The organism is Planktothricoides sp. SR001, assembly GCF_001276715.1.
GTDB lineage: Bacteria > Cyanobacteriota > Cyanobacteriia > Cyanobacteriales > Laspinemataceae > Planktothricoides > Planktothricoides raciborskii.
On sequence record NZ_LIUQ01000007.1, the window covers coordinates 45228 to 65125 of the forward strand.

A 19898-nucleotide genomic window follows, 5' to 3' on the forward strand; every position below is an offset into this window, starting at 1 on the left:
CGGGAAGGATCGGGGAAAAGTTACCTAGAAAAGTTGCCTATTCCCTGATAACTGTTGAGGGAACGGGGTTCGGTTATCAGGGAATAGGGAACGGGGAACGGGAAGGATCGGGGAAAAGTTACCTATTCCCTGATAACTGTTCCCTGATAACTGTTCCCTGATTGACTATTTTTTCAGCCAGCTAAACATTGCTCTCAAATCTTTGCCGACTTCCTCAATGGGATGTTCGGCTTCTTGACGCCGCATGGCGGTAAAGCCTGGTTTACCCGCTTGATTTTCTAATACAAATTCCCGCGCAAATTGACCGGATTGAATTTCTGATAAAATTTTCCGCATTTCGGCACGAGTTTGATCGGTGACAATGCGTGGCCCACGAGTAAGGTCGCCATATTCAGCGGTGTTAGAAATGCTATCACGCATATTGGCAAGGCCACCTTCCACAATTAAGTCAACAATTAGTTTAACTTCGTGGAGGCATTCAAAATAGGCTAGTTCTGGCTGATATCCAGCGGCAACTAAGGTTTCAAATCCGGCTTTGATGAGCGCACTTAAACCGCCACACAGTACGACTTGTTCCCCAAAGAGGTCGGTTTCGGTTTCTTCGCGGAAGGTGGTTTCCAGGATGCCTCCACGGGTGCCACCAATGCCTTTGGCATAGGCCATGGCGCGATCGCGGGCTTGACCGCTGGCATCTTGATAGACGGCAAATAAGCAAGGGACGCCCTCTCCCTGGGTATAGGTGCGTCGCACTAAATGTCCGGGGCCTTTCGGTGCCACCATCACTACGTCTACATTGTCCGGGGGCACAATTTGACCAAAGTGAATATTGAAACCGTGAGCAAAGGACAGGACTTTGCCTGGACTCAGGTTCGGTTCAATTTCGTTTTTGTAGACAGTTTTTTGTACTTCATCCGGCAACAAAATCATAATCCAGTCAGCGGCTTTAGCAGCGTCAGCGACGGTGTGAACTGTCAATCCGGCTTCTTTGGCTTTAGCGGCTGACTTACTGCCCGGATATAATCCGACAATTACATTTATGCCGCTTTCTTTTAGGTTCAGGGCATGGGCATGACCTTGAGAGCCGTAACCAATAATTGCAATGGTTTTTCCGGCTAATAGGTCTAAGTTGGCATCCGCGTCGTAGTACATCCGGGCCATAATCGGCATCTCCATCCAACAACTGTTGTAACATTGCAAACTTTATATTGTACCAGAGTAGAGTATGGAGATTGCGAGAATTAGCGATCGAAAGGCAACAGGGGTGCAGGGGAGCCGCCATCGAGCGGGGGAGCGGGGGGAGCCGCCATCGAGCAGAGGTGCAGGGGAGAAGTGAATAGTGAATAGTGAATAGTGAATAGTGAATAGTGAATAGTGAATAGTGAATAGTGAATAGTGATAATTCTTTTGTACGGGCGAATGGCCATTCGCCCCTACGACTTTCCCCAACCAACCACCAACCACCAACCAACAAGCAACAACCACCAACCACCAACCACCAACTAATAACTTCTGTCGAGTTGAGTCATAATATCAGAACTAACTAACTGATATTTGCTTTGTACTGATGTGGGTTCAAAATCAGGACGATCGAGAGCGGATGTCTGCTCAAACAGACGGTGGGTGGGCAATGCCTGCCGCATCCGAGGAGTTACAGAATTATTACACGGTGCTGGGATTGTCATATTCGGCGTCGATAGTGGAAATTCGCAAGGCGTACTGGGAATTTAGTAAGCGCTATCACCCAGATACGACTAATTTGCCTTCGGATTTGGCTAAGGAAAAGTTTCAAGAGGTGAAGGAAGCTTACGGGATTCTGAGCGATCCCCGGCAGCGGGCGATTTACGATCAACAGTTGCGTTTTTATCAGCAAAAGATTTATGAACATCAGCTTCGGCAGGGGTTAGCATCTAATCGCGCTTATGCTCGACCTTCGTCGCAGTCATCGTCCCTGGAACCTGTGGATCGTCCGTTATCCGCTGGGGAGATTTCGGCGCTGTTTTTTATGGCTATTACGGTTTTGGGCTGTATTATGCTGGCGATCGCGATCGCGGTTATCCGAGGAGATACGGCGTTTCAAACCGTTAGCTGCTTGTGTTTGCCTCCGGGCTAAAGCACTTTACCACTGCTTACCGGGGAATCTATCTGAGTTCTCTGATGATTTTGTCCAATGTCAATTCAATAAGTCATAGAATGATCGCATATATTCATGCTTAGAATTAAATGATGACTAAACTGGCACCGACCACTCCTCTCTATAACCATCCTCTCCCTGATATCGAGCAATGGCTGCGCGATATGGGATGCGAACAAAGCCGCGATGAGTTAAGTATTTGGTATGTGGAAAAACCCACCTGGAAAGCTGAGATAGAACTGGATATAGATCAGATTAATGTCCGCTATATTAATGCCGCTGGTGGTAATCAAGATATTAAGCGTTCTTTTAAGTATTCTTTAAGTCGCGAAGATATTCAGGAAGCGGTTTTTTCTGGGCCTTAATTCGGTAAAAAAAAGGGAATAGTTATTAGGGAACAGTTATCAGGGAATAGGCAACTTTTCCCCGTTCCCCGTTCCCCGTTCCCCGTTTCCCATTCCCCGTTTCCCGTTCCCTATTCCTTGCGATCGCATGAAGGGGAAATTACCTCAGAGGCGATCGCTTTTTTTGCTCTAATTTTTGAGATCAGAGAGCAAAAATGTTTATGAGTTGCTAAGAATTGCGTTCGCGAAGCGTTGCGGATGCAATATCGCGAAGCGTTGCGGATGCAATATCGGGATCGATGCCCGCTTCTCGCAATAATTGCTCTAAACGTTTAGCCCGTTCGCGTTCCCGTTCCAGTTGTGCTGATACAGTTTCCTTAGCCTGACGTTCCTGTTTCAGTTGTGCTGATAAAATTTTTAGTCTTACCTGAATATAGTCGGCAAAAGGTTGCCCGTCAGGAAGATATAACTGGAAAGTATCTGATGACAATTCAAAGCGAATTCCTAACCGAGGGGAAACCCAGCCATTAATTGACGAAATCTCATCTAGCCATTCCTCAGAACGTACCCATCCGGTTAAGCTATTTTGCTGCGGGTCGTAGAGATAGTATTCTTCTACTCCATACCGTTGATAAAATATTTCCGACCCATTTCGGTGAAAGTATTGCTGGGGGAAAGAATATCAAATACTACTTGAGGGGCAATGTTATTTTCTTTCCACTGTTGATAAGAACCTCGGTCTCCTTTTTCCACCCCAAATACTACCATTACATCCGGGGCTTCGCTTAATTAGTTATTTCCCTGCACTGGATACCAGAGCAAGTCTCCGGCTATGAAAACCCGATCGTTTTCGGCAAATAGCCAAGCCAAGTTGTAGTAAATGACGGTAATCCAGCGAAATTGAATGGTGTTATCGGCGATCGGTTGTCCATCACTTTTAGGATAAATGATTTCCGCTTCGGTTTGGGGCTGTAATTGCATTACCATAAGTTATTTCCTCAAATCCGCACTACTTATTTTATATCACTTTTTTTGCCAAGATAAGTCTATCGCTTTTTTCGAGAGAATAGCTAGAGGAAAGATATAATGCGATCGCGACTTAAAATATTTTATTTTATCGAGGGCAAATCAAAATAATTACCCACGCTGAACATCAGCGCAAAAGTCCCCATAAAAATAACTAAAAAATTGCCAAAAATGCCTAATTTAACAGTTAGATAAACTTTCAAAAAAATATTATAAAAACTATTGACAAATCCAGAATAAAGCCTCATTATATAGTTATAAAGACACTCAGGTTAACTGGGGCCAATGTAATACAAGCCCAAGCTAAACCAGGGATACCCGGCCCGGAGTTCCTCTTTGGAGATACTCAAGGGTTAAAAAACAAGAAAAAACCAGCAGTAGGAGCAGTTAAGTTCCACTCCGGGCCAGGTAAAACCCTCATAGCTTCCCACTCACCAGGAGAGCCCTCTGGCGGGGCTCTCCTGTGCCTATTTGTGATTTTTTGGTGATTTTTTTGGATATATTTGCGATCGCCCTTAGCTTGACGCTTCACTTGTGATTAAGTCACCTAAAGCCTTGTGGTAAAATTTAGATAACTATCCCTAATGGCTTAAAAGGAAAAAATATGAGATTCATTAGTCCCAAGGTCGATTATGCCTTTAAAAAAATCTTTGGTTCTGAACAAAGTAAAGAAATCTTAATTAGCTTTCTCAATGCGATCGTTTATGGGGGAGAGAAAGTGATGAAATCCTTAACCATTGTCAACCCCTATAACCCCGGTCAGGTGATGACATTAAAAGACACCTATCTAGATGTGAAAGCGGTTTTAGCGGACGGGTCAATTGTGGCGATCGAAATGCAAGTGGCTTCGATGACCGCTTTTAACAAACGAGTCGCTTATAATCTGACAAAAACCTATAGGAACCAGTTGGTTACAGAGGAGGATTATCCCTTACTTAATCCAGCGATCGCAGTGACAATAACCGATTTTATGCTGTTTCCACAAACCCAACAGGTAATCAACAAATTTGTGTTTCAAGAAGAAACGCAACACTTTCCCTGTATTGACAAAGAATTGCGCCTGATATTTGTGGAGTTGCCCAAATTTAAGAAAACTCTCTCAGAGTTAAGTGCTTTAAGCGATAAATGGATTTATTTTCTCAAAGAAGCGGCTACTTTAGAGGAAATACCACCAAGTTTAGGGGAAGTCTCGGAAATAGAATTTGCTTTGAATTTGGCTAACCAAGCGAAGATGACGGTAGAAGAATTGGAAGCGGTCGATCGCCGGGGGATGATGTTGCAAGATGAGAAAGGACGACTATCTTATGCCAAGGAACAAGGACGACTTGAACAAGCGATCGCCCTCGTGATGCGTCAACTATCCAAGCGTTTTGGAGAAATTACCCCGCCAATTATCAGTCAAGTTGAACAGCTATCTTTAGCGGATTTAGAAAGTTTAACCGAGGCAATTTTTGATTTTCAAAGTTTGGCTGATTTAGAAAATTGGCTGCAAGGGTAGAGGCAAAGCATTCCCGCAAGTAGGGGCGAAGCATTCGGGCAGTTATCTCCAGGGGAAAACCCGATAATTAGCAGCCCGAATGCTTCGCCCTTACACTTCTGCATTCGGGCAGTTATCTCCAGGGTAAAAACCGAGAATTGACTGCCCGAATGCTTCGCCCTTACACTTCTGCATTCGGGCAGTTATCTCCAGGGTAAAAACCGAGAATTGACTGCCCGAATGCTTCGCCCTTACAGACGAAAATTTGTGGTTTATGCAACAGTAAATTGCTGTAAAGCTGGAAAATTTTATTTCCTCCAGAATGGGTCAGCGATCGCCGTATTTAGCAATTCCTCAACACTATGAACCATTAACACGGGCACCTGAAGTTGACGGGATAAATCTTCAACGGTGACATCATCTAAAAATCGACTTTCACCATGTTTCAGCATCACCGTGGGCAATAAAATTGCTTCCCCTAAATCTTTCCCTTGCAATCCCATTAACAAATCTTGGCCGGTTAAAACCCCAGTCACGCTAATAGTTTGCCCCCAAAATTCACTATTTAAAGCTACCACTTGTATCTTTAATCCTTGCACCTGATTCAGGGATTGGCAAATCGGGTCAAAGGCTTTTTCCACCGCATTGCCCACCACCCAAGTTAAACGCCGTTCTGGGGTAACTTCTTTGGGCAAAATTCCAGCAGCTAATTCCTCAAATTGCCGGATAAATAAGCGAATTGAACCCACACCATTATCAATTTGGGGATAGTCTTGATAATCTGATTCCGGGGGCAATTCTTCACCGGCAATTAAAAACCATTCATCCGCCAACCACGCAAAGGTGGATTTTAATTTTTTTCTAAAAGATGCTTGCAAATTCTGCACTTGCTGAATCACTTCTCTGGCTTTTTCGGGAGAGACCGGGACTAATTCATCTTCATCGGGTCTAAATTTGGTTAAGCCAACGGGGACGACGGCAACCGATGCCACTGCTGGCACTTCACCCCGGCCAAATTTGGCTAAATCTAATAAAGTTTGTTCTAAGTGTTGACCATCATTAATTCCCGGACAAACGACGACTTGAGCATGAATTTGCAGGCGGCGTTCTTTAAACCATTGTAACTGTTTGAGGATGTCCCCGGATCGCGGATTTTTTAGTAAGCGAATGCGGATTTCTGGTTCAGTGGCATGAACGGAAACATAGAGAGGAGAAAGCCGCATTTGTTCGATTCTTTCCCATTCTTTTTTTGGTAAGTTGGTCAGGGTGAGATAAGACCCATATAAAAAGCTGAGACGGTAGTCATCATCTTTGAGATATAGGGTGTCTCTCATTCCGGGCGGCTTTTGGTCGATGAAGCAAAAAGGACAACGATTATTACATTGAATTAGGCCATCAAACAAGGCGCTTTCAAATTCTAGACCGAGGTCTTCGTCGTAGTCTTTTTCGATTTCTATCTGGTGAATTTTTCCTTTGGTGTCTTGAACTTCCAGTTCTAGGAATTCATCGGCACAAAGAAATTGGTAATCAATTAGATCCCGAGGACGAGTGCCATTAATGGAAATTAGGCGATCGCCCGGTTCAAAGCCAATTTCAGCGGCGATGGAATCGGGAATAATTTTGGTAATTTGGGCAGGACGGATAGATATTTCGCTCATTTTCGCAAGGGATTTAGCAACGGATAAGTTTATAAATGACAGGGTGTGGGGTGTAGGGTGTAGGGCCGCCATCGGGGGAATAATTGATAATTAACAATTGATAATTGACAATTAAAGAAAATTATCAATTATCAATTATCAATTATTAATTATTAATTATTAATTATCAATTATCAATTATCAATTACACCCCACACCCGACAGAATTATTGTCCTACTGTCCAGGAAATTTGGGCAGCGATCGCGCCTAAAATAGTCAGACCAAAAATTAGCCGATAGCCCACAAATACCCAGGTGTTCTGGGTTTGTAAGAATTTAATTAACCAGGCGATCGAGCCATAAGAAAATACCACTGATGAGACGAGTCCGCAGATTAATGGCACCATCCCAACACCCCCGACCCCTTCACTTAATAAGTCTTTAAGCTCAACTAACCCGGCTAAGGTAATAGCGGGAATTCCTAATAAAAAAGAAAATCGTGCAGCGGTAGCCCGTTCCAAGCCAATAAATAAGCCGGACGTAATGGTGGAACCGGAACGCGACACCCCAGGAATAATGGCTAATGCTTGGGCGCAACCCATTAAGACCCCCTCTTTGAGGCTCAATTGCTCAAAGTTGCGCTGGCGTTTGCCCAATATTTCTGCCACTCCTAATAATAGCCCCATGATAATGGAAACAATGGCAATTACTAATAAACTTCTGACTTTTGTGTCATAAAAATCCGCAATGGTGGCGTTAAATTTAATCCCTAGTCCTAAAATAACGATGGGCAAGGTTCCCAGGGCAATGCCGATGACGATTTTTAGGTCGCGATCGCTGTATTTCTGCTCCCGTAAAGCACTGAATGCACCTTTAGTCAATCCGATCAAGTCTCCCCAAAAGTACCACAAGACGGCGGCAATACTACCCAGTTGAATCACCGCAGTAAAAGAAACACCGGGATCTCCCCAACCGAGGACAACCGGCACAACTTTTAAATGAGCGGTGCTACTAATGGGTAAAAATTCTGTGAGTCCTTGAACCATTCCCAAGACAATGGCTTCCCAGAATGTTATCTGGGCATCGGTTGCCGAGGTGCTGGTTTCCGTGACTTGGTTGCTCAAAGCCTGACTAGAAAGCAATAGCGCACTGGTGACACCAGACCCGAATCCGCTTAATAATTTCCAGTTTGATAGTTTCGATTTAGATATTTTTAATTTAGATAAACCCACGATTCCTCCTTTTGTATTGGGCAACTCTTGTTTTGGGCAACTTACAGACCATAGAACAGACCATAGACATTCTTTCATTCACATTGAATCAGTTCCCCTGAATATCTTGAATATATTGATCTGAAAAAGCTCTTTAAATTTACTTGGCAAGGATTTGAGTCTGGTATATTAAATAAGATGAAGTTAAGTAAAGAATATTAAAATCCGTTGTTTAACGATACTTGGTCTGTTAGGGATGTCACCGCATCTTTGCTTAAGTCTCCGGTTAATTTGCTCACTTTTGTTCTAGGCAAAATTGGGGTCGCCAAACCGGGATTGGTCTTTGCGGCGTCAGTGTTTCTGGTTTCGGTGCCGGTATTTTTTGAAGCTCCTTTGGTGAGATATCTGCCTTTAGTGAGCTTGATTCTTACCGGCGGCTGGTTTTGGCTGAGTCGGTGGTTAATGTCTCAGTCTGCTACGGCGGTTTGGGGCGATTTGTTGATGGGCTTTACGGGTAGTTGGTTGGCGGGTTCTTTGTATTGGGGGGGGTTGCGTTGGGAACCGACCCTACATTTGCCCGTGGAGGCGATCGCCTTGCCGATGGCGATTTGGTGTATCCGTCGCAATCAATGGCTGGTGGGTGCTTGGTTTTATGTGGGTTCTTTATTTGGCACTGCGGTCACGGATATTTATTTTTATTTAGTGGATCTGATTCCCCACTGGCGCCAATTGATGCTGGCTGAATCAGATTTAGCGATGCCAATTTTCCGCAGTGCGATCGCTCAAGTCCATACCCCTTGGGGAATTGGCTGTGCGGCAGTCCTCGCTACGGTTCTTCTGGTCGTCGGTTTTTTTCCTTTAGGCTATCGTAGAAGCAGCCCATCAGAAACATTACACTGGTGGGCATTTTCAGGTGCAGTTCTCAGTACAATTTTGGTGGATGGCCTATTTTGGTTGGCGGCTTTGGCGGCTTAAAAGAAAATGCGGATAGGCCGAAATAGATGGCGCCGATTCCTGCGATCGCCAAAAATTTCCGGATCATCAAAATCTTCGGCTCAATTATGTAAAACATCTGTAAAAAAATTGCCACCTCTGTCCTTTAGGCTTACCCCATAAAGACCAGGGTAGAATCAGAGGGCGAGGTCTGGCAGCACTGGGAGGCCCATAGTGAACTTGCAACGAAATCCTCATTTGATTCTGCGAACTGAATCCGGTGAGCGCTATCTTCCCCTGATCGGTACAAGCTGCTGGACAATTGGTCGCAGTGACGATAATCATTTTGTGTTGCCAGACCGATGGATTTCCCGAAACCATGCCATGATGCAGCGGACAGAAGGGGGTGAATTTTACTTAATCGATCTGGGCAGCCGTAATGGTACGTTTGTGAATGGCCGACGGGTGACGATTCCTGTCACTTTACAAAATGGCGATCGCATCACCTTTGGGGAAACGGAAATTGATTTTTACTCAGGGATGGACAAACCTACGGAGTCTGTCGATGACCAAGACTCCCAGGATTTAACCGCCGCCTTATATCAACGCTGTTTAATTTCTGTGATGGTGGTGGATATTCGCAATTTCACCGTCCTGACTCGGCAACTGGACGAGAAAATTCTGTCAGAAGTGATTGGCACCTGGTTTCGCTATGCCGGTGATATTATTAGAACTCATGGTAGTTGGGTGGATAAATATATTGGCGATGCGGTGATGGCGGTTTGGTTTCATCGCAGCAATCAAGTGAGTTCAGAAGAAGTGCTGCAAATTTGTCAGTCTTTGATTGGTTTAGCCCAGATCACCGAAAAACTGAATCAGAAATATCCTCTGCCCTTTCCATTACGGATTGGTGCCGGGGTAAATACGGGCTATGCGATGGTTGGCAATACCGGGACGGGCGATCGCCAAGACTATACCGCCCTGGGGGATACGGTGAATGCGGCATTTCGCCTAGAAACAACCACGAAACAAATTGGCTGTGATATTGCCTTTGGGGAAACCACTTATAAAGCCCTCTCCGCTTGGGAACCGAATGAGCAAGTATTCCAACAGCATACGGTGCATTTAAAAGGCTACGATAAACCCACCGTGACTTACGGGGGATCTTTTGTGGATTTGGAAAAATTTGTCCAGATAAAAAGTTCTTAACTAAAATGCTTAACTAAAGATACTTGGCTCTAGAATTTTCTGGTGATTTGCCAATTTTCCAGAGCGAATATTATTGTTGTGCTGTCCAGGACTTACGCAACTTAGAACCGGATTTTCTGAGGGATTTAGGCGATTGGTTTGATTTGCCTTATCCTATTTCAGTGAAACCTAAAAAAAATAGTAGTTTTATGGCTGGACATAGTAAGTGGGCAAATATTAAGCGCCAAAAAGCTAGAGTAGATGCGAAAAAAGGCAAGATGTTTACGAAAATCTCGCGAGAGATTATCGTGGCAGCGCGATCGGGTGTTCCAGATCCGGAGGGTAATTTTCAATTGCGGACGGCGATCGAAAAAGCCAAGGCTGCCGGAATTCCTAATGATAATATTGAACGAGCGATCGCCAAAGGTGCCGGAACTTGGGACTCTGGCAGCGATAACTATGAAGCGATTCGTTATGAAGGATATGGTTCTGGGGGAGTGGCAATATTAATTGAAGCATTGACCGATAACCGGAATCGAACCGCAGCAGATTTAAGGGTGGCATTTAGTAAAAATGGCGGCAACTTAGGAGAAACAGGTTGCGTGAGTTGGATGTTTGAACAAAAAGGAGTCTGTATTATCCAAGGTTCAGTGGATGAAGATGAGTTACTAGAAGTCTTGCTAGAAGCTGGGGCTGAATCTTATGAATTAACGGACGTGGACGATATCCCAGGGGCGGAAGTTTTTACAGAAATTAGCAATCTAGAAAATCTGACTCAAATCTTAAAGCAAAAAGGCTATGCAGTAATCGAATCAGAATTGCGTTGGATTCCGGGCAATAATATAGAAGTAACCGATCCAGATGTGGCGCGATCGCTTCTCAAATTAATGGATGCATTAGAAGACTTAGATGATGTGCAAAATGTCACCGCCAACTTTAATCTAGCGGATGAATTAATGTCTTTAAGTTTCCTGTAATTTTTGTTTACAGCAGTTTCCTCTGCTATGGGATACACTTCGCTCCTCCACCCCCCCTTTGATCTCCCCCTTTCACCGCGATCGGGTTGGGAGGGTCGAGATGTACCTTATTACATCCCAAAGCGCTATAATAGCTGCGTGAAAAACCCGGTTTTTTTCAAAAAAACCGGGTTTTTAGCTTGACTAGCTCATTATTCTACTAATATTCTACTAATATTAATCAGAATCAATGATGATGAATTTTGCGCCGATGCAACGGTTGCACTGGTCGCGCATTCATCGGATAAATTTCCATAAACTGCTCAATTTGTTCTGCCGAAGCTTCGATGGGCGTTGTCATCACATACCATTTCACCGCTTCACTGCAAGGAGGGGTGGTTAAAGAACCGTCATAACTATAGTATTCCCGATTCTCTGGTAAAAAATTATAGGCATTAACCATCAACTTTTCCAGGGTTTTTTCTCCTTCACTTTCCGGCAAATGATCCCAAATTTGCTGGAGAAAATAATTTTCTGATCCTTCTTCAATAAAGACTCCCACAACGGCAAAATTTCCCGCCTGATTCTGGTGAACTAAGTGCAGTTCCATCCCATAAGCCATCTCGTCAACCGTATGTTCGCTAGGGGTGTGAAAGTGAAACTCAAGCAACCGATAAGTTTCTCCATCAATTTCCATAGAACTGCCCCCAGAACTGCCCCCAGAATAATCGACTTGAATCGTATGACCATTATTTTTAACCGTTAAAGGAATTCTCTGATAATTAAATTTAAGCGGCTTCGGAGTAGACTCAGAATTGATTTTTCGCTCAAAATTATCTGAATCGAAATTAATTGGTGATTGATATTGTCCGGTTTTACATAAGACATATTCTGCACTTATTTTCCCCCAACGGCTAGGGTTTCTCGAACCGCCATAACTCCAATGGACTAAATAATGATTTTCGGCGATTGCCTCATGTGTTTCTGCTCTCGGATTTGGATTAATGATAACTTGTAAAAGCAAAACAAACAGACAATATACGAGAATTAGAGAACCAAGCAAAAAATTATTTTTTATAAATTTAATCATAGATTAAATCGCACATTTTTTCGCTAAAAAATATCACTGTTAAAAACAGAAAAAACCTTGAACAGCAGCCGTTAAGAAATATCAGATCCTCCCCAGAACTGCTTTAAAATATCTATTGGTGAACGATCCCAGGTATCAATATGTTCGTAAATCAAACCAGCATGATTTAGCTTGTACGTGGAATAACCATTAAACAAGAGTGTTGGTTTCCAAGGCAAGCGTAAAATTCCCCGCACAGTCCAGTTGGCTAAGATAATTTCTGGTTCACTCTCTGGTTTAGTTTGCTGGACATTATGTAAATCAAAATAGAGTTCGGTAAAAAATAGCCGGCCATGAAATCGCAGTGTCCAGAAGATAATCCGATAGTTAAATTTGCCTTTAAATGTATTTACCGGGTCTTTAAAAAAAATATCTTCAGCGTAGATATCGTAAGATAAATCTCGTTCAAATAAAGTGGGTAACTCTTGTTGCAGGGTGGCGATCGCCTTCGGGATAGCTGCCCTGACCGCTGTTTGTACTTGTTGTGGATTTTCGCTCACTGGTAGGAAGGAGAATTTACTCCGGATTGACTTCTTTCTTATTTTAGGCAAATTTATGCTCAATGCGGCGATCGCCATTGACCATTATTAAACAACAAGCAACAAACAACAAACAACAAATAACCAACAACACATAACAAATAACCAACAACACATAAATGATCGTCGTGAACGGTCAACGGTGAACAGTTAATTGAGCAATTTTGGCGAAAGAAAAATTTGGAAATGGTCATCACATAAGTTAAATTGAATTGTCAGAGATTTTAATAGACTTGATAGTTGCCGAATAAATTACTGATGATTCATGTAGTGGGAATTGGTTTAGATGGAGTCGCCGGGTTGACCGCACCTGTACGACAAATTGTGGAGCAAGCGACTATTTTAGTGGGGAGCGATCGCCACCTGAGTTATTTCCCAGACCATCCGGCAGAACGGCTGGTCATTGGCTCAATGAATATAATTAATATTATCTTGCGGAAACTGCGCCGCCGACTGGAAAATTATCTCACTCAGGAAATCACTCAGGAAAATTTCGGCAATAGGGAACCGGGGCGGGAAATTTCCTCAGTGAATCCGCTTTCTCTGCCTTGTATCGTGATTTTAGTCTCTGGCGATCCCTTATTTTTTGGCTTGGGACGACTGCTGCTGGAATCATTTCCCCCGGAACATCTCACCTTTCATCCACATATAAGTAGTATTCAACTTGCGTTTAACCGAGTCAAAATTCCCTGGCAAGATGCTACATTCATTAGTATGTCCGGTCGTCCTGGGGATGAATTAATTAACGCGGTAAAAAAAGGGGTGGAAAAAATTGCCATTCTCACGGGCGATCGCAATACCCCCAGCGCGATCGCCCGGCTCATTCTTTCCTTAGATTTAGCGGTTTCCTATCAATTTTGGGTCTGTGAAAACCTGGGTAGTCAGGAAGAAAAAGTCCAATGTTTCTCAGACCTCAGCGAAATAAAACCACAAACCTTGGGCGAATTAGGCGAATTAAATGTCGTTTTATTAATCCGCCAATCTCCCGAAAAAACTCAGCCCATTGATTTAAATAAATTACCGCAAATCGGCATTCCTGATCATTACTTTGTCAGTTTTCGCGATTCCCTTCGGGATAGCTTCGCTTCACGCCCCGAATTAATTACTAAGCGAGAAATTCGCCTGCTAATCTTAGGAGAACTTGCCCTCAAGCCGAACCAAACAATTTGGGATATTGGCGCAGGAACTGGTTCAGTTGCCATTGAAATCGCCCGGTTATTTCCCACGTCTAATATCTATGCCATTGAAAAAAGTGCGGAAGGAATTGCCCTAATTGAACAAAACTGCCAACGGTTTCATTTGTCTAACGTAGTTTCAATTTATGGCAGCGCCCCAGATATTTTATATCGCCTAGCAGTTCCCGACCGAATTTTTATTGGGGGAACCGGGGGTTCCCTGCGGCAAATTCTGAGTCTTTGTAGTAGCTACATGGCTCATCATGGCATCATTGTATTAACGATTACCTCTATAGAAAATCTGAATATTGCGATCGCCTGGGCGCAAACATCCGGCTGGCAATATCAACTATTACAAGTCAATCTTTATCGCTCAGTTCCCATTGCCGAACTTACCCGGTTATCACCCCTAAATCCGGTCACGATTGTTACTTTGAATCAAAAATAATTAATATTGATTTTTTGTGGTTTTTTATTTCGATTCCCACCAAAAATCAGATAGCTATCGGTTTTCTGAACTTTACAGCATTTGTCTGATTAGTGAACCACAAATCTTGGATTCAGGCGAAGCATTTCCGTAAAAAATTGGGTCAACAGCCATTGGGTCAAGTTGGGTCAACAGCCCTACAAGCCCAGATCGAACCCCGCAATATCTGTGGTCTATTCAATCGAAAACCGCCGTATGCAAACCAGCAAAAATTGGTTATGTGAACTTCTCGATTTCTGCTGGTTTGCCCTATTTATTCGGGTCTTTGCGTCATGCCATCCGGCACGCTTCGTGATCGGCCAAAATGCATCAATTTGCCTTCCGTCCGGCTTCACATTGATAGTTTTACCCTTTGTCTGATGCCATAAAAAAGAGGATTTTTAACCCAAATAGGCTTGTCTTACCCGGTCATCATTCAACAAATCTGAGGCTTTTCCCGTCAGAGTAATGCGACCGGCTTCTAACACATATCCCCGATGAGAAATTTGCAGGGCTAAATGGGCGTTTTGCTCAACGAGCAGAATCGTAACGCCGAGGTCGCGCAGATTTTGGATAATCGAGAAAATTTCCCGCACAATCGCGGGGGCAAGACCCAGGCTAGGCTCATCCAATAGTAACAGTTTCGGTCGGCTCATTACCGCACGTGCGATCGCCAACATTTGCTGTTCTCCACCACTGAGAGTTCCTGCTAGTTGATGGCGGCGTTCGGCCAACCGGGGAAACACTTCAAATTGTCGAGAAATATCGGCCTTGATTTCTGCGGAATTAGAATGAATATAAGCGCCTAATTCCAAATTATCTAGCACCGTTTGTCTGGCGAGCACTCGCCGTCCTTCAGGGGAATGGGCAATGCCGAGTCTGACCACTTCATGGGGGGGACGACGGGTAATATTTCGCCCCTGATAAATAATCTCACCGCTGCGAGGATTGACCAGTCGAGAAATTGCCCGTAAGGTGGTACTTTTGCCTGCACCATTAGCCCCAATTAAAGTCACCACCTCACCCACGTTAACGGTGAGATTGATACTTTGCAAAGCTTGAATGCCGCCGTAGTTAACAGAAAGGTTGTTAATTTCTAGGAGCGGGATTAGTTTTTCTGGTTGAGCTAAGTTGCTGGTTTGATCTATATTCATTTGTGATTTTAAATCCTCATTCATCACCCAAATAAGCTTCAATTACAGCCGGATTATTTTTGACTTCACTGGGTTCACCTAGAGCAATCAATTGACCAAAATCTAAAACGGCAATTCGGTGACATAACCCCATCACCAACGGGACATGATGCTCAATCAAAATCACCGTTAAATTAAACTGGTGGCGAATGTCTCGGATAAATTCACTTAATTGATGCTTCTCGTTGGGATTCATGCCCGCAGCGGGTTCATCTAATAGGAGGATTTGCGGTTCTAAGGCCAGGGCACGGGCAATTTCTAGGCGACGCTGATCGCCGTAAGCAAAGTTTTTGGCTTTTTCTAAGGCGCGATCGCCTAATCCCACTAAATTCAGTAATTCTAAAGCCTTCTGTTTGGTTTCTTTCTCGTCAGTAGGAGTTGGCGGCAATCCGAATAAACCCCTGAAAAGAGCCGTTGCCTCAGAGGTGTGGCGACTTTTAATATGCCGACCAATCATCACATTTTCCCAGGCAGATAGATCGCCAAACAGACGAATATTTTGGAAGGTGCGGGCAATGCCTTTAGCGGCAATTTGATCAGCCCGTAACTGAGTAATTTCTTCTCCTTGATAAATTAGCTGTCCACTAGACGGCGGCACCAGCCCCGTAATCATATTAAATAAAGTGGTTTTTCCCGCCCCATTGGGGCCAATTAAACCAAAAATTTCGTTGGCATTGACGGTAAAAGATACCTGATTCACCGCTACCAGCCCCCCAAAATTCCGGGTCAGACCCTTGCTTTCTAAAAAAGGGTGACTGTTAGATAAGGGTGGATCTGTTTTCGTGATGGCTACGTTTTCGCTGGTCATGGGTCTGGTTTAATTTCGTGTTTTAGACTGTGCTGCCGTCTCTTGAATAAGTCTGGCGTAACCAGACCTTGAGGAAAGAAGATGGTTCCTAAAATAATCAGTAATCCGAAAAAGATTAGGCGACCATCGCGGAGGAATTGGGCTAACCAGAGGGGTAAGTTTGGGGTATCGGCGATCGCCCGCAGGATCTCTGGTAAAGCGGTAAATACCATCCCACCTAACACTGGCCCGACAAAAGTTCTGCTGCCCCCAATCAACACAGAAGTCAAATAGACAATACTGGCATCAAATGTACCTTGACGGGCGTTCCAGGTATTGAGAAAATGGGCACTCACTGCACCCACAATTCCCGCCAAGATTGCACCCAGAGTAAAAGCTAATACCTTATAGTAAGTTGGGTTGATGCCCATTGCCCCCGCCGCCAGTTCATCCTCCCGGATGGCGATGAAGGCTCGTCCCACGCGAATTCGCTCTAGGCGGTAGAGTATCACCATAGTAATCAGCAGTAAAGGCAGCGCCACCCACAAATACTCAATGGGTGTGGCAAAAGGTTGGGGGATGGCAAAAATCCCGACTGCCCCTCCGGTGATTTCTAGGTTGAGGGAAATAACCCGCAGGATTTCCACAAAGGCAATGGTGGCGATCGCTAAATAGATTCCTCTTAGCCGCAGGGCGGGAATTCCCACCAAAAGACCCAATAACCCAGACACAAAGGCGGCAATCAGCATTTCCAATAGCAGCAGATGAATCGGAAACAAACTATCACTGGAGGGAAAAACTTGAGTAGATAAAATTGCCGCGATATATCCGCCCAAGGCATAAAAACCAGGACTAGCCAAAGATAGCTGTCCGGTCATCAGTGGCAAATACAGGGATAGCCCTAGCAATGCCCCTAGTACCATTGAGACGATGAGCGGCCCGTAAGTGTTGAAAAAATCAGCCATTGATTCTATTGATTCTATTGTGTAAATTTTCTTCAGAGAAGCCTGGGCAAATTTTAAACTTTCTGGTTTAAACTTTCTGGTTTAAACTTTCTGGTTTAAACTTTCTGGTTTAAACTTTCTGGATCAACCTCCGACCCAATAAACCTTGAGGTCTAACCAATAGCATAATAAACAGAATGCCAAAAGCCACTGCATCCTTATAAGCCGAGTAATCTGCGGGCACAAACGCCTCCGCTAATCCAATCACCAAACCGCCCAACACTGCTCCCGGAATACTGCCTAACCCTCCGAGTACAATCACCGCTAAACCTTTTAATCCAAAGGCAATGCCAAAATAAGGGCCAGCAATGCTGACACTCGATCCCACCAAAGTTCCGGCGACCCCAGCCAAGAAACTACTGATGAAAAAGGTCAGAACGATAAAGCCGTCTGTATTAATTCCTAATAAATTAGCCGCGATCGGATCTTCGGCAACTGCCCGCATTGCCTTGCCATATTTCGTGTAATTAATAAAATAGGTCAAAATGGATAAAATCACCACAGAAACCCCAAAAATTACCACCTGAACACTGCGAATCGGAATCGGTTGCTCCTCTGTACCAAAGTTAATCGCTGCGGGTAAATTTCCATAGGTATTTCCGGGAAATGTATAGTTTTCTGCCCCGACTAAATATTGAATCAAATTGACGATGACCAAGGCCACACCCAGGCTAGAAACAACCGTCAGTAAAGAATCAGCCCCTTTTCGCCGCAACGGACGGAAGGCAAGGCGCTCAATCCCAACCCCGACCAAACCCGCCAGAATACTCCCTAGAATTAAGGCAATAGGAAAGGGTAATTTGATTGGCAATTGGCTATTGGCCAACAATCCATTAAAGCCAAAGGCATTTCCCATAATCGCATAGGTGAAATAGGCACCGAGGGTAAAAATTGCCCCATGTGCAAAATTAATAATCCCCAAGATCGAGAAGATGAGGGTGTAGCCCAAGGCAAAGATGGCATATACACTGCCGATGGATAAACCGTTAAGAAATTGCTGAAAAAATAGGGTGATGTCCATTGATATTTAAGCTTAAAAGGTTTAATTTGCTGTAAAACTTCCTAATCGCGTCTCCAGAATCTGGTAATGATTTGGTTTTAACCGAATGGACGCTATTAGACAGGGGTTTTCACCTCTGTCGGGTGATTGGGTGTGCTTGATTTGGGGTGCAATATCTTGCAACCGACTGAAATCAATCTTCAGCTATCAGCAGTCATTAGGGGAGAAGCATTTGGGCAGTAGGGGCGCGATATTTCCGGCAGATACGTTATTGCTTGAACGCCCATATTTATTGATGGAAATATCACGCCCGTACATGGTAAAATTTAGAGTAAAAATTAGAAATTTTAGCACATAAGCTTCGCCCATACAGTATTCTATTAATCGGAAAAGCGCAGCAAAAACCCGACAGTTGTTGGCACTTTAATCTTAATGAACTTAACTATTTCAGCGGCACAAATTTACCGTTGCTTCCATCGGGATCTACTTTGAGTTGTGATACATAAAATTGCTGCTGAACCACATCGCCAACTGGGGTAAAGGAAATCTCCCCAATGGGAGTATCGTACTTACCAATTAGGACTTGTTGATTTAGTTCTGTCCGTAGTTGCTCTAAAGGTACTTGGTTAACGGGATTTTTTTGATCGAGTGCGGTGAGAGATTCTACAAATACCTGAACGGCTGTAAATGCTTGGGCACTAAACTGAGGCGGTTCTTTTTTGTACTGATTTAGGTAAGTCGTGCGAAAAGTTTGGTTAATTTCTCCCGGATGTTCGGGACTGTATGCTTGAGCGACAATCACGCCATTACAAAGATCCTTGCATACGGCAAAAATATTGGAGGTGTTAAATCCATTTCCGCCAACAATCTGTCCTTTATAACCCAGTTCTCGCAGTTGCCGCACCAAGTTGCCGCCATCGGTGGTCAAGCCAGAAATAATAATTAAATCTGGTTTAAGATTGATGACATTCGTGGCTTGGGATTGGAAGTCTGTGTCTGTGGTTTGGAACTTTTGTACCGTGGCTAAATCAAGTTTTAAATCTTTGACAACTTGCTGAAATATTTCGGTTTCTGACTTGCTAAAAGCATCATTTTGGGCATATAAAACCGCAACTTTCTTGATATTTGGGTTGATCTTCAGCGCTGCTTTCAGTGAATTGGGGGCAACGCTCGAAACGGGTGCGGAAACACGGGCAATATAATCCCCAATTTCTGGAATGCCTTTGGCGGTATTCGAGGCAGCAACCACTGGCACTTTGGCTCGTTCGGCGATCGGATCGGCGCTAAAAGCCTGTTGGGAAAGAGTTGGCCCAACAATGCCAACCACTTTATTTTGAGTAATTAAAGTTTGAAAGGCATTGATCGCCCCCGCTTCCTCTCCTCCTGTATCCTGAATAATTAATTTAATCGGTTTCCCATTGATTCCGCCTTTGTCATTAAAATATTTCTCAGCAATTTTGGCTCCTTGAATGCCTTCTTGACCAATCAAAGCTACGTTGCTGGTTTGTGCCAAGGCAATGCCCAGGGGAATAGTATTTGATGTAGAAGTGTTGTTAGTTTGAGCGCAGGCTGTCAGCAGGAGAGCGAGAGTACCAAATAAGGCTGAGGTACAAGCGGTATGCTTTTTCATAAACTGCCAGAGCAAATATAAGTATGTGTATGGCTATCTTACATCCCACATTCCGCACATCTTCATATATCG

Annotated in this window: 18 protein-coding genes and 1 pseudogene; 7 read left to right on the top strand and 12 right to left on the bottom strand. The window is 44.0% G+C overall.

Annotation, left to right across the window (positions count from 1 at the left end; genetic code table 11):
• Positions 1 to 165: 165 nt before the first annotated feature.
• Both ilvC and AM228_RS29275 read right to left on the bottom strand, forming a co-directional pair.
• Positions 166 to 1158, bottom strand: a complete 993-nt coding sequence (ilvC, locus tag AM228_RS06280; protein WP_054465339.1) for a ketol-acid reductoisomerase — start codon at positions 1156 to 1158, stop codon at positions 166 to 168.
• An 80-nt stretch (positions 1159 to 1238) separates the two neighbouring features.
• Complete coding sequence (locus AM228_RS29275; RefSeq protein WP_156331576.1) at positions 1239 to 1424, bottom strand: hypothetical protein; 186 nt, start codon at positions 1422 to 1424, stop codon at positions 1239 to 1241.
• A gap of 140 nt (positions 1425 to 1564) precedes the next feature.
• Here AM228_RS29275 and AM228_RS06285 point away from each other — a divergent pair, with 140 nt between their 5' ends.
• Entirely contained in the window at positions 1565 to 2110 is a 546-nt protein-coding gene (locus tag AM228_RS06285; protein WP_156331577.1) for a J domain-containing protein, read from the top strand.
• Positions 2111 to 2223: 113 nt separating this feature from the next.
• Positions 2224 to 2496 carry a DUF3143 domain-containing protein gene (locus tag AM228_RS06290; protein WP_054465248.1) on the top strand — a complete coding sequence of 91 codons (273 nt, stop codon included), beginning with the start codon at positions 2224 to 2226 and terminating at the stop codon, positions 2494 to 2496.
• Between the two features lie 208 nt (positions 2497 to 2704).
• On the opposite strand, the pseudogene AM228_RS06295 reads toward AM228_RS06290, so the two are convergent.
• A pseudogene (locus AM228_RS06295) lies at positions 2705 to 3462 on the bottom strand (Uma2 family endonuclease).
• Positions 3463 to 4105: 643 nt separating this feature from the next.
• Here AM228_RS06295 and AM228_RS06300 point away from each other — a divergent pair.
• Positions 4106 to 4999 carry an Rpn family recombination-promoting nuclease/putative transposase gene (locus tag AM228_RS06300; protein ID WP_054465249.1) on the top strand — a complete coding sequence of 298 codons (894 nt, stop codon included), beginning with the start codon at positions 4106 to 4108 and terminating at the stop codon, positions 4997 to 4999.
• Between the two features lie 287 nt (positions 5000 to 5286).
• Here the strand turns inward: AM228_RS06300 and AM228_RS06305 are convergent, their stop codons facing one another.
• Both AM228_RS06305 and AM228_RS06310 read right to left on the bottom strand, forming a co-directional pair.
• The gene (locus tag AM228_RS06305; RefSeq protein ID WP_054465250.1) at positions 5287 to 6636 is read right to left on the bottom strand and encodes a TIGR03279 family radical SAM protein; all 1350 of its coding nucleotides are present in this window, start codon (positions 6634 to 6636) and stop codon (positions 5287 to 5289) included.
• Positions 6637 to 6842: 206 nt separating this feature from the next.
• Positions 6843 to 7925 carry an undecaprenyl-diphosphate phosphatase gene (locus AM228_RS06310; RefSeq protein WP_082348766.1) on the bottom strand — a complete coding sequence of 361 codons (1083 nt, stop codon included), beginning with the start codon at positions 7923 to 7925 and terminating at the stop codon, positions 6843 to 6845.
• Between the two features lie 129 nt (positions 7926 to 8054).
• Here AM228_RS06310 and AM228_RS06315 point away from each other — a divergent pair, with 129 nt between their 5' ends.
• From AM228_RS06315 to AM228_RS06325, 3 genes are all read left to right on the top strand, one after another.
• On the top strand, positions 8055 to 8801 hold the full coding sequence (locus AM228_RS06315) for a DUF3120 domain-containing protein (RefSeq protein ID WP_054465251.1): 747 nt from the start codon (positions 8055 to 8057) through the stop codon (positions 8799 to 8801).
• Positions 8802 to 8990: 189 nt separating this feature from the next.
• Positions 8991 to 9968, top strand: coding sequence for an adenylate/guanylate cyclase domain-containing protein (locus tag AM228_RS06320; RefSeq protein ID WP_054465252.1), 978 nt, complete (start codon positions 8991 to 8993; stop codon positions 9966 to 9968).
• Positions 9969 to 10156: 188 nt separating this feature from the next.
• Positions 10157 to 10924: a YebC/PmpR family DNA-binding transcriptional regulator gene (locus AM228_RS06325; RefSeq protein ID WP_054465344.1), complete on the top strand. Its 768-nt coding sequence runs from the start codon at positions 10157 to 10159 to the stop codon at positions 10922 to 10924.
• A gap of 226 nt (positions 10925 to 11150) precedes the next feature.
• Here AM228_RS06325 and AM228_RS06330 read toward each other — a convergent pair whose 3' ends face one another.
• Both AM228_RS06330 and AM228_RS06335 read right to left on the bottom strand, forming a co-directional pair.
• Complete coding sequence (locus AM228_RS06330) at positions 11151 to 11993, bottom strand: carbonic anhydrase (RefSeq protein WP_054465253.1); 843 nt, start codon at positions 11991 to 11993, stop codon at positions 11151 to 11153.
• Between the two features lie 71 nt (positions 11994 to 12064).
• Positions 12065 to 12532: a DUF2358 domain-containing protein gene (locus AM228_RS06335; protein ID WP_322096540.1), complete on the bottom strand. Its 468-nt coding sequence runs from the start codon at positions 12530 to 12532 to the stop codon at positions 12065 to 12067.
• Positions 12533 to 12811: 279 nt separating this feature from the next.
• Between AM228_RS06335 and cbiE the strand changes: the two genes are divergently transcribed.
• Positions 12812 to 14194 carry a precorrin-6y C5,15-methyltransferase (decarboxylating) subunit CbiE gene (gene cbiE, locus AM228_RS06340; protein ID WP_322096539.1) on the top strand — a complete coding sequence of 461 codons (1383 nt, stop codon included), beginning with the start codon at positions 12812 to 12814 and terminating at the stop codon, positions 14192 to 14194.
• Positions 14195 to 14613: 419 nt separating this feature from the next.
• Here the strand turns inward: cbiE and AM228_RS06345 are convergent, their stop codons facing one another.
• From AM228_RS06345 to AM228_RS06365, 5 genes are all read right to left on the bottom strand, one after another.
• Entirely contained in the window at positions 14614 to 15366 is a 753-nt protein-coding gene (locus AM228_RS06345) for an ABC transporter ATP-binding protein (RefSeq protein WP_054465348.1), read from the bottom strand.
• Between the two features lie 16 nt (positions 15367 to 15382).
• Positions 15383 to 16213: an ABC transporter ATP-binding protein gene (locus AM228_RS06350; RefSeq protein WP_054465255.1), complete on the bottom strand. Its 831-nt coding sequence runs from the start codon at positions 16211 to 16213 to the stop codon at positions 15383 to 15385.
• Positions 16210 to 17157 (bottom strand): branched-chain amino acid ABC transporter permease, encoded by a 948-nt coding sequence (locus AM228_RS06355; protein ID WP_054465256.1) that lies wholly within the window; start codon positions 17155 to 17157, stop codon positions 16210 to 16212. Before AM228_RS06355 ends, AM228_RS06350 begins: the two co-directional genes overlap by 4 nt.
• 109 nt (positions 17158 to 17266) lie before the next feature.
• On the bottom strand, positions 17267 to 18217 hold the full coding sequence (locus AM228_RS06360; RefSeq protein ID WP_054465257.1) for a branched-chain amino acid ABC transporter permease: 951 nt from the start codon (positions 18215 to 18217) through the stop codon (positions 17267 to 17269).
• A 421-nt stretch (positions 18218 to 18638) separates the two neighbouring features.
• A complete protein-coding gene (locus AM228_RS06365; RefSeq protein WP_054465258.1) occupies positions 18639 to 19826 on the bottom strand; it encodes an ABC transporter substrate-binding protein in 1188 nt (395 codons plus the stop codon).
• Positions 19827 to 19898: the final 72 nt, after the last annotated feature.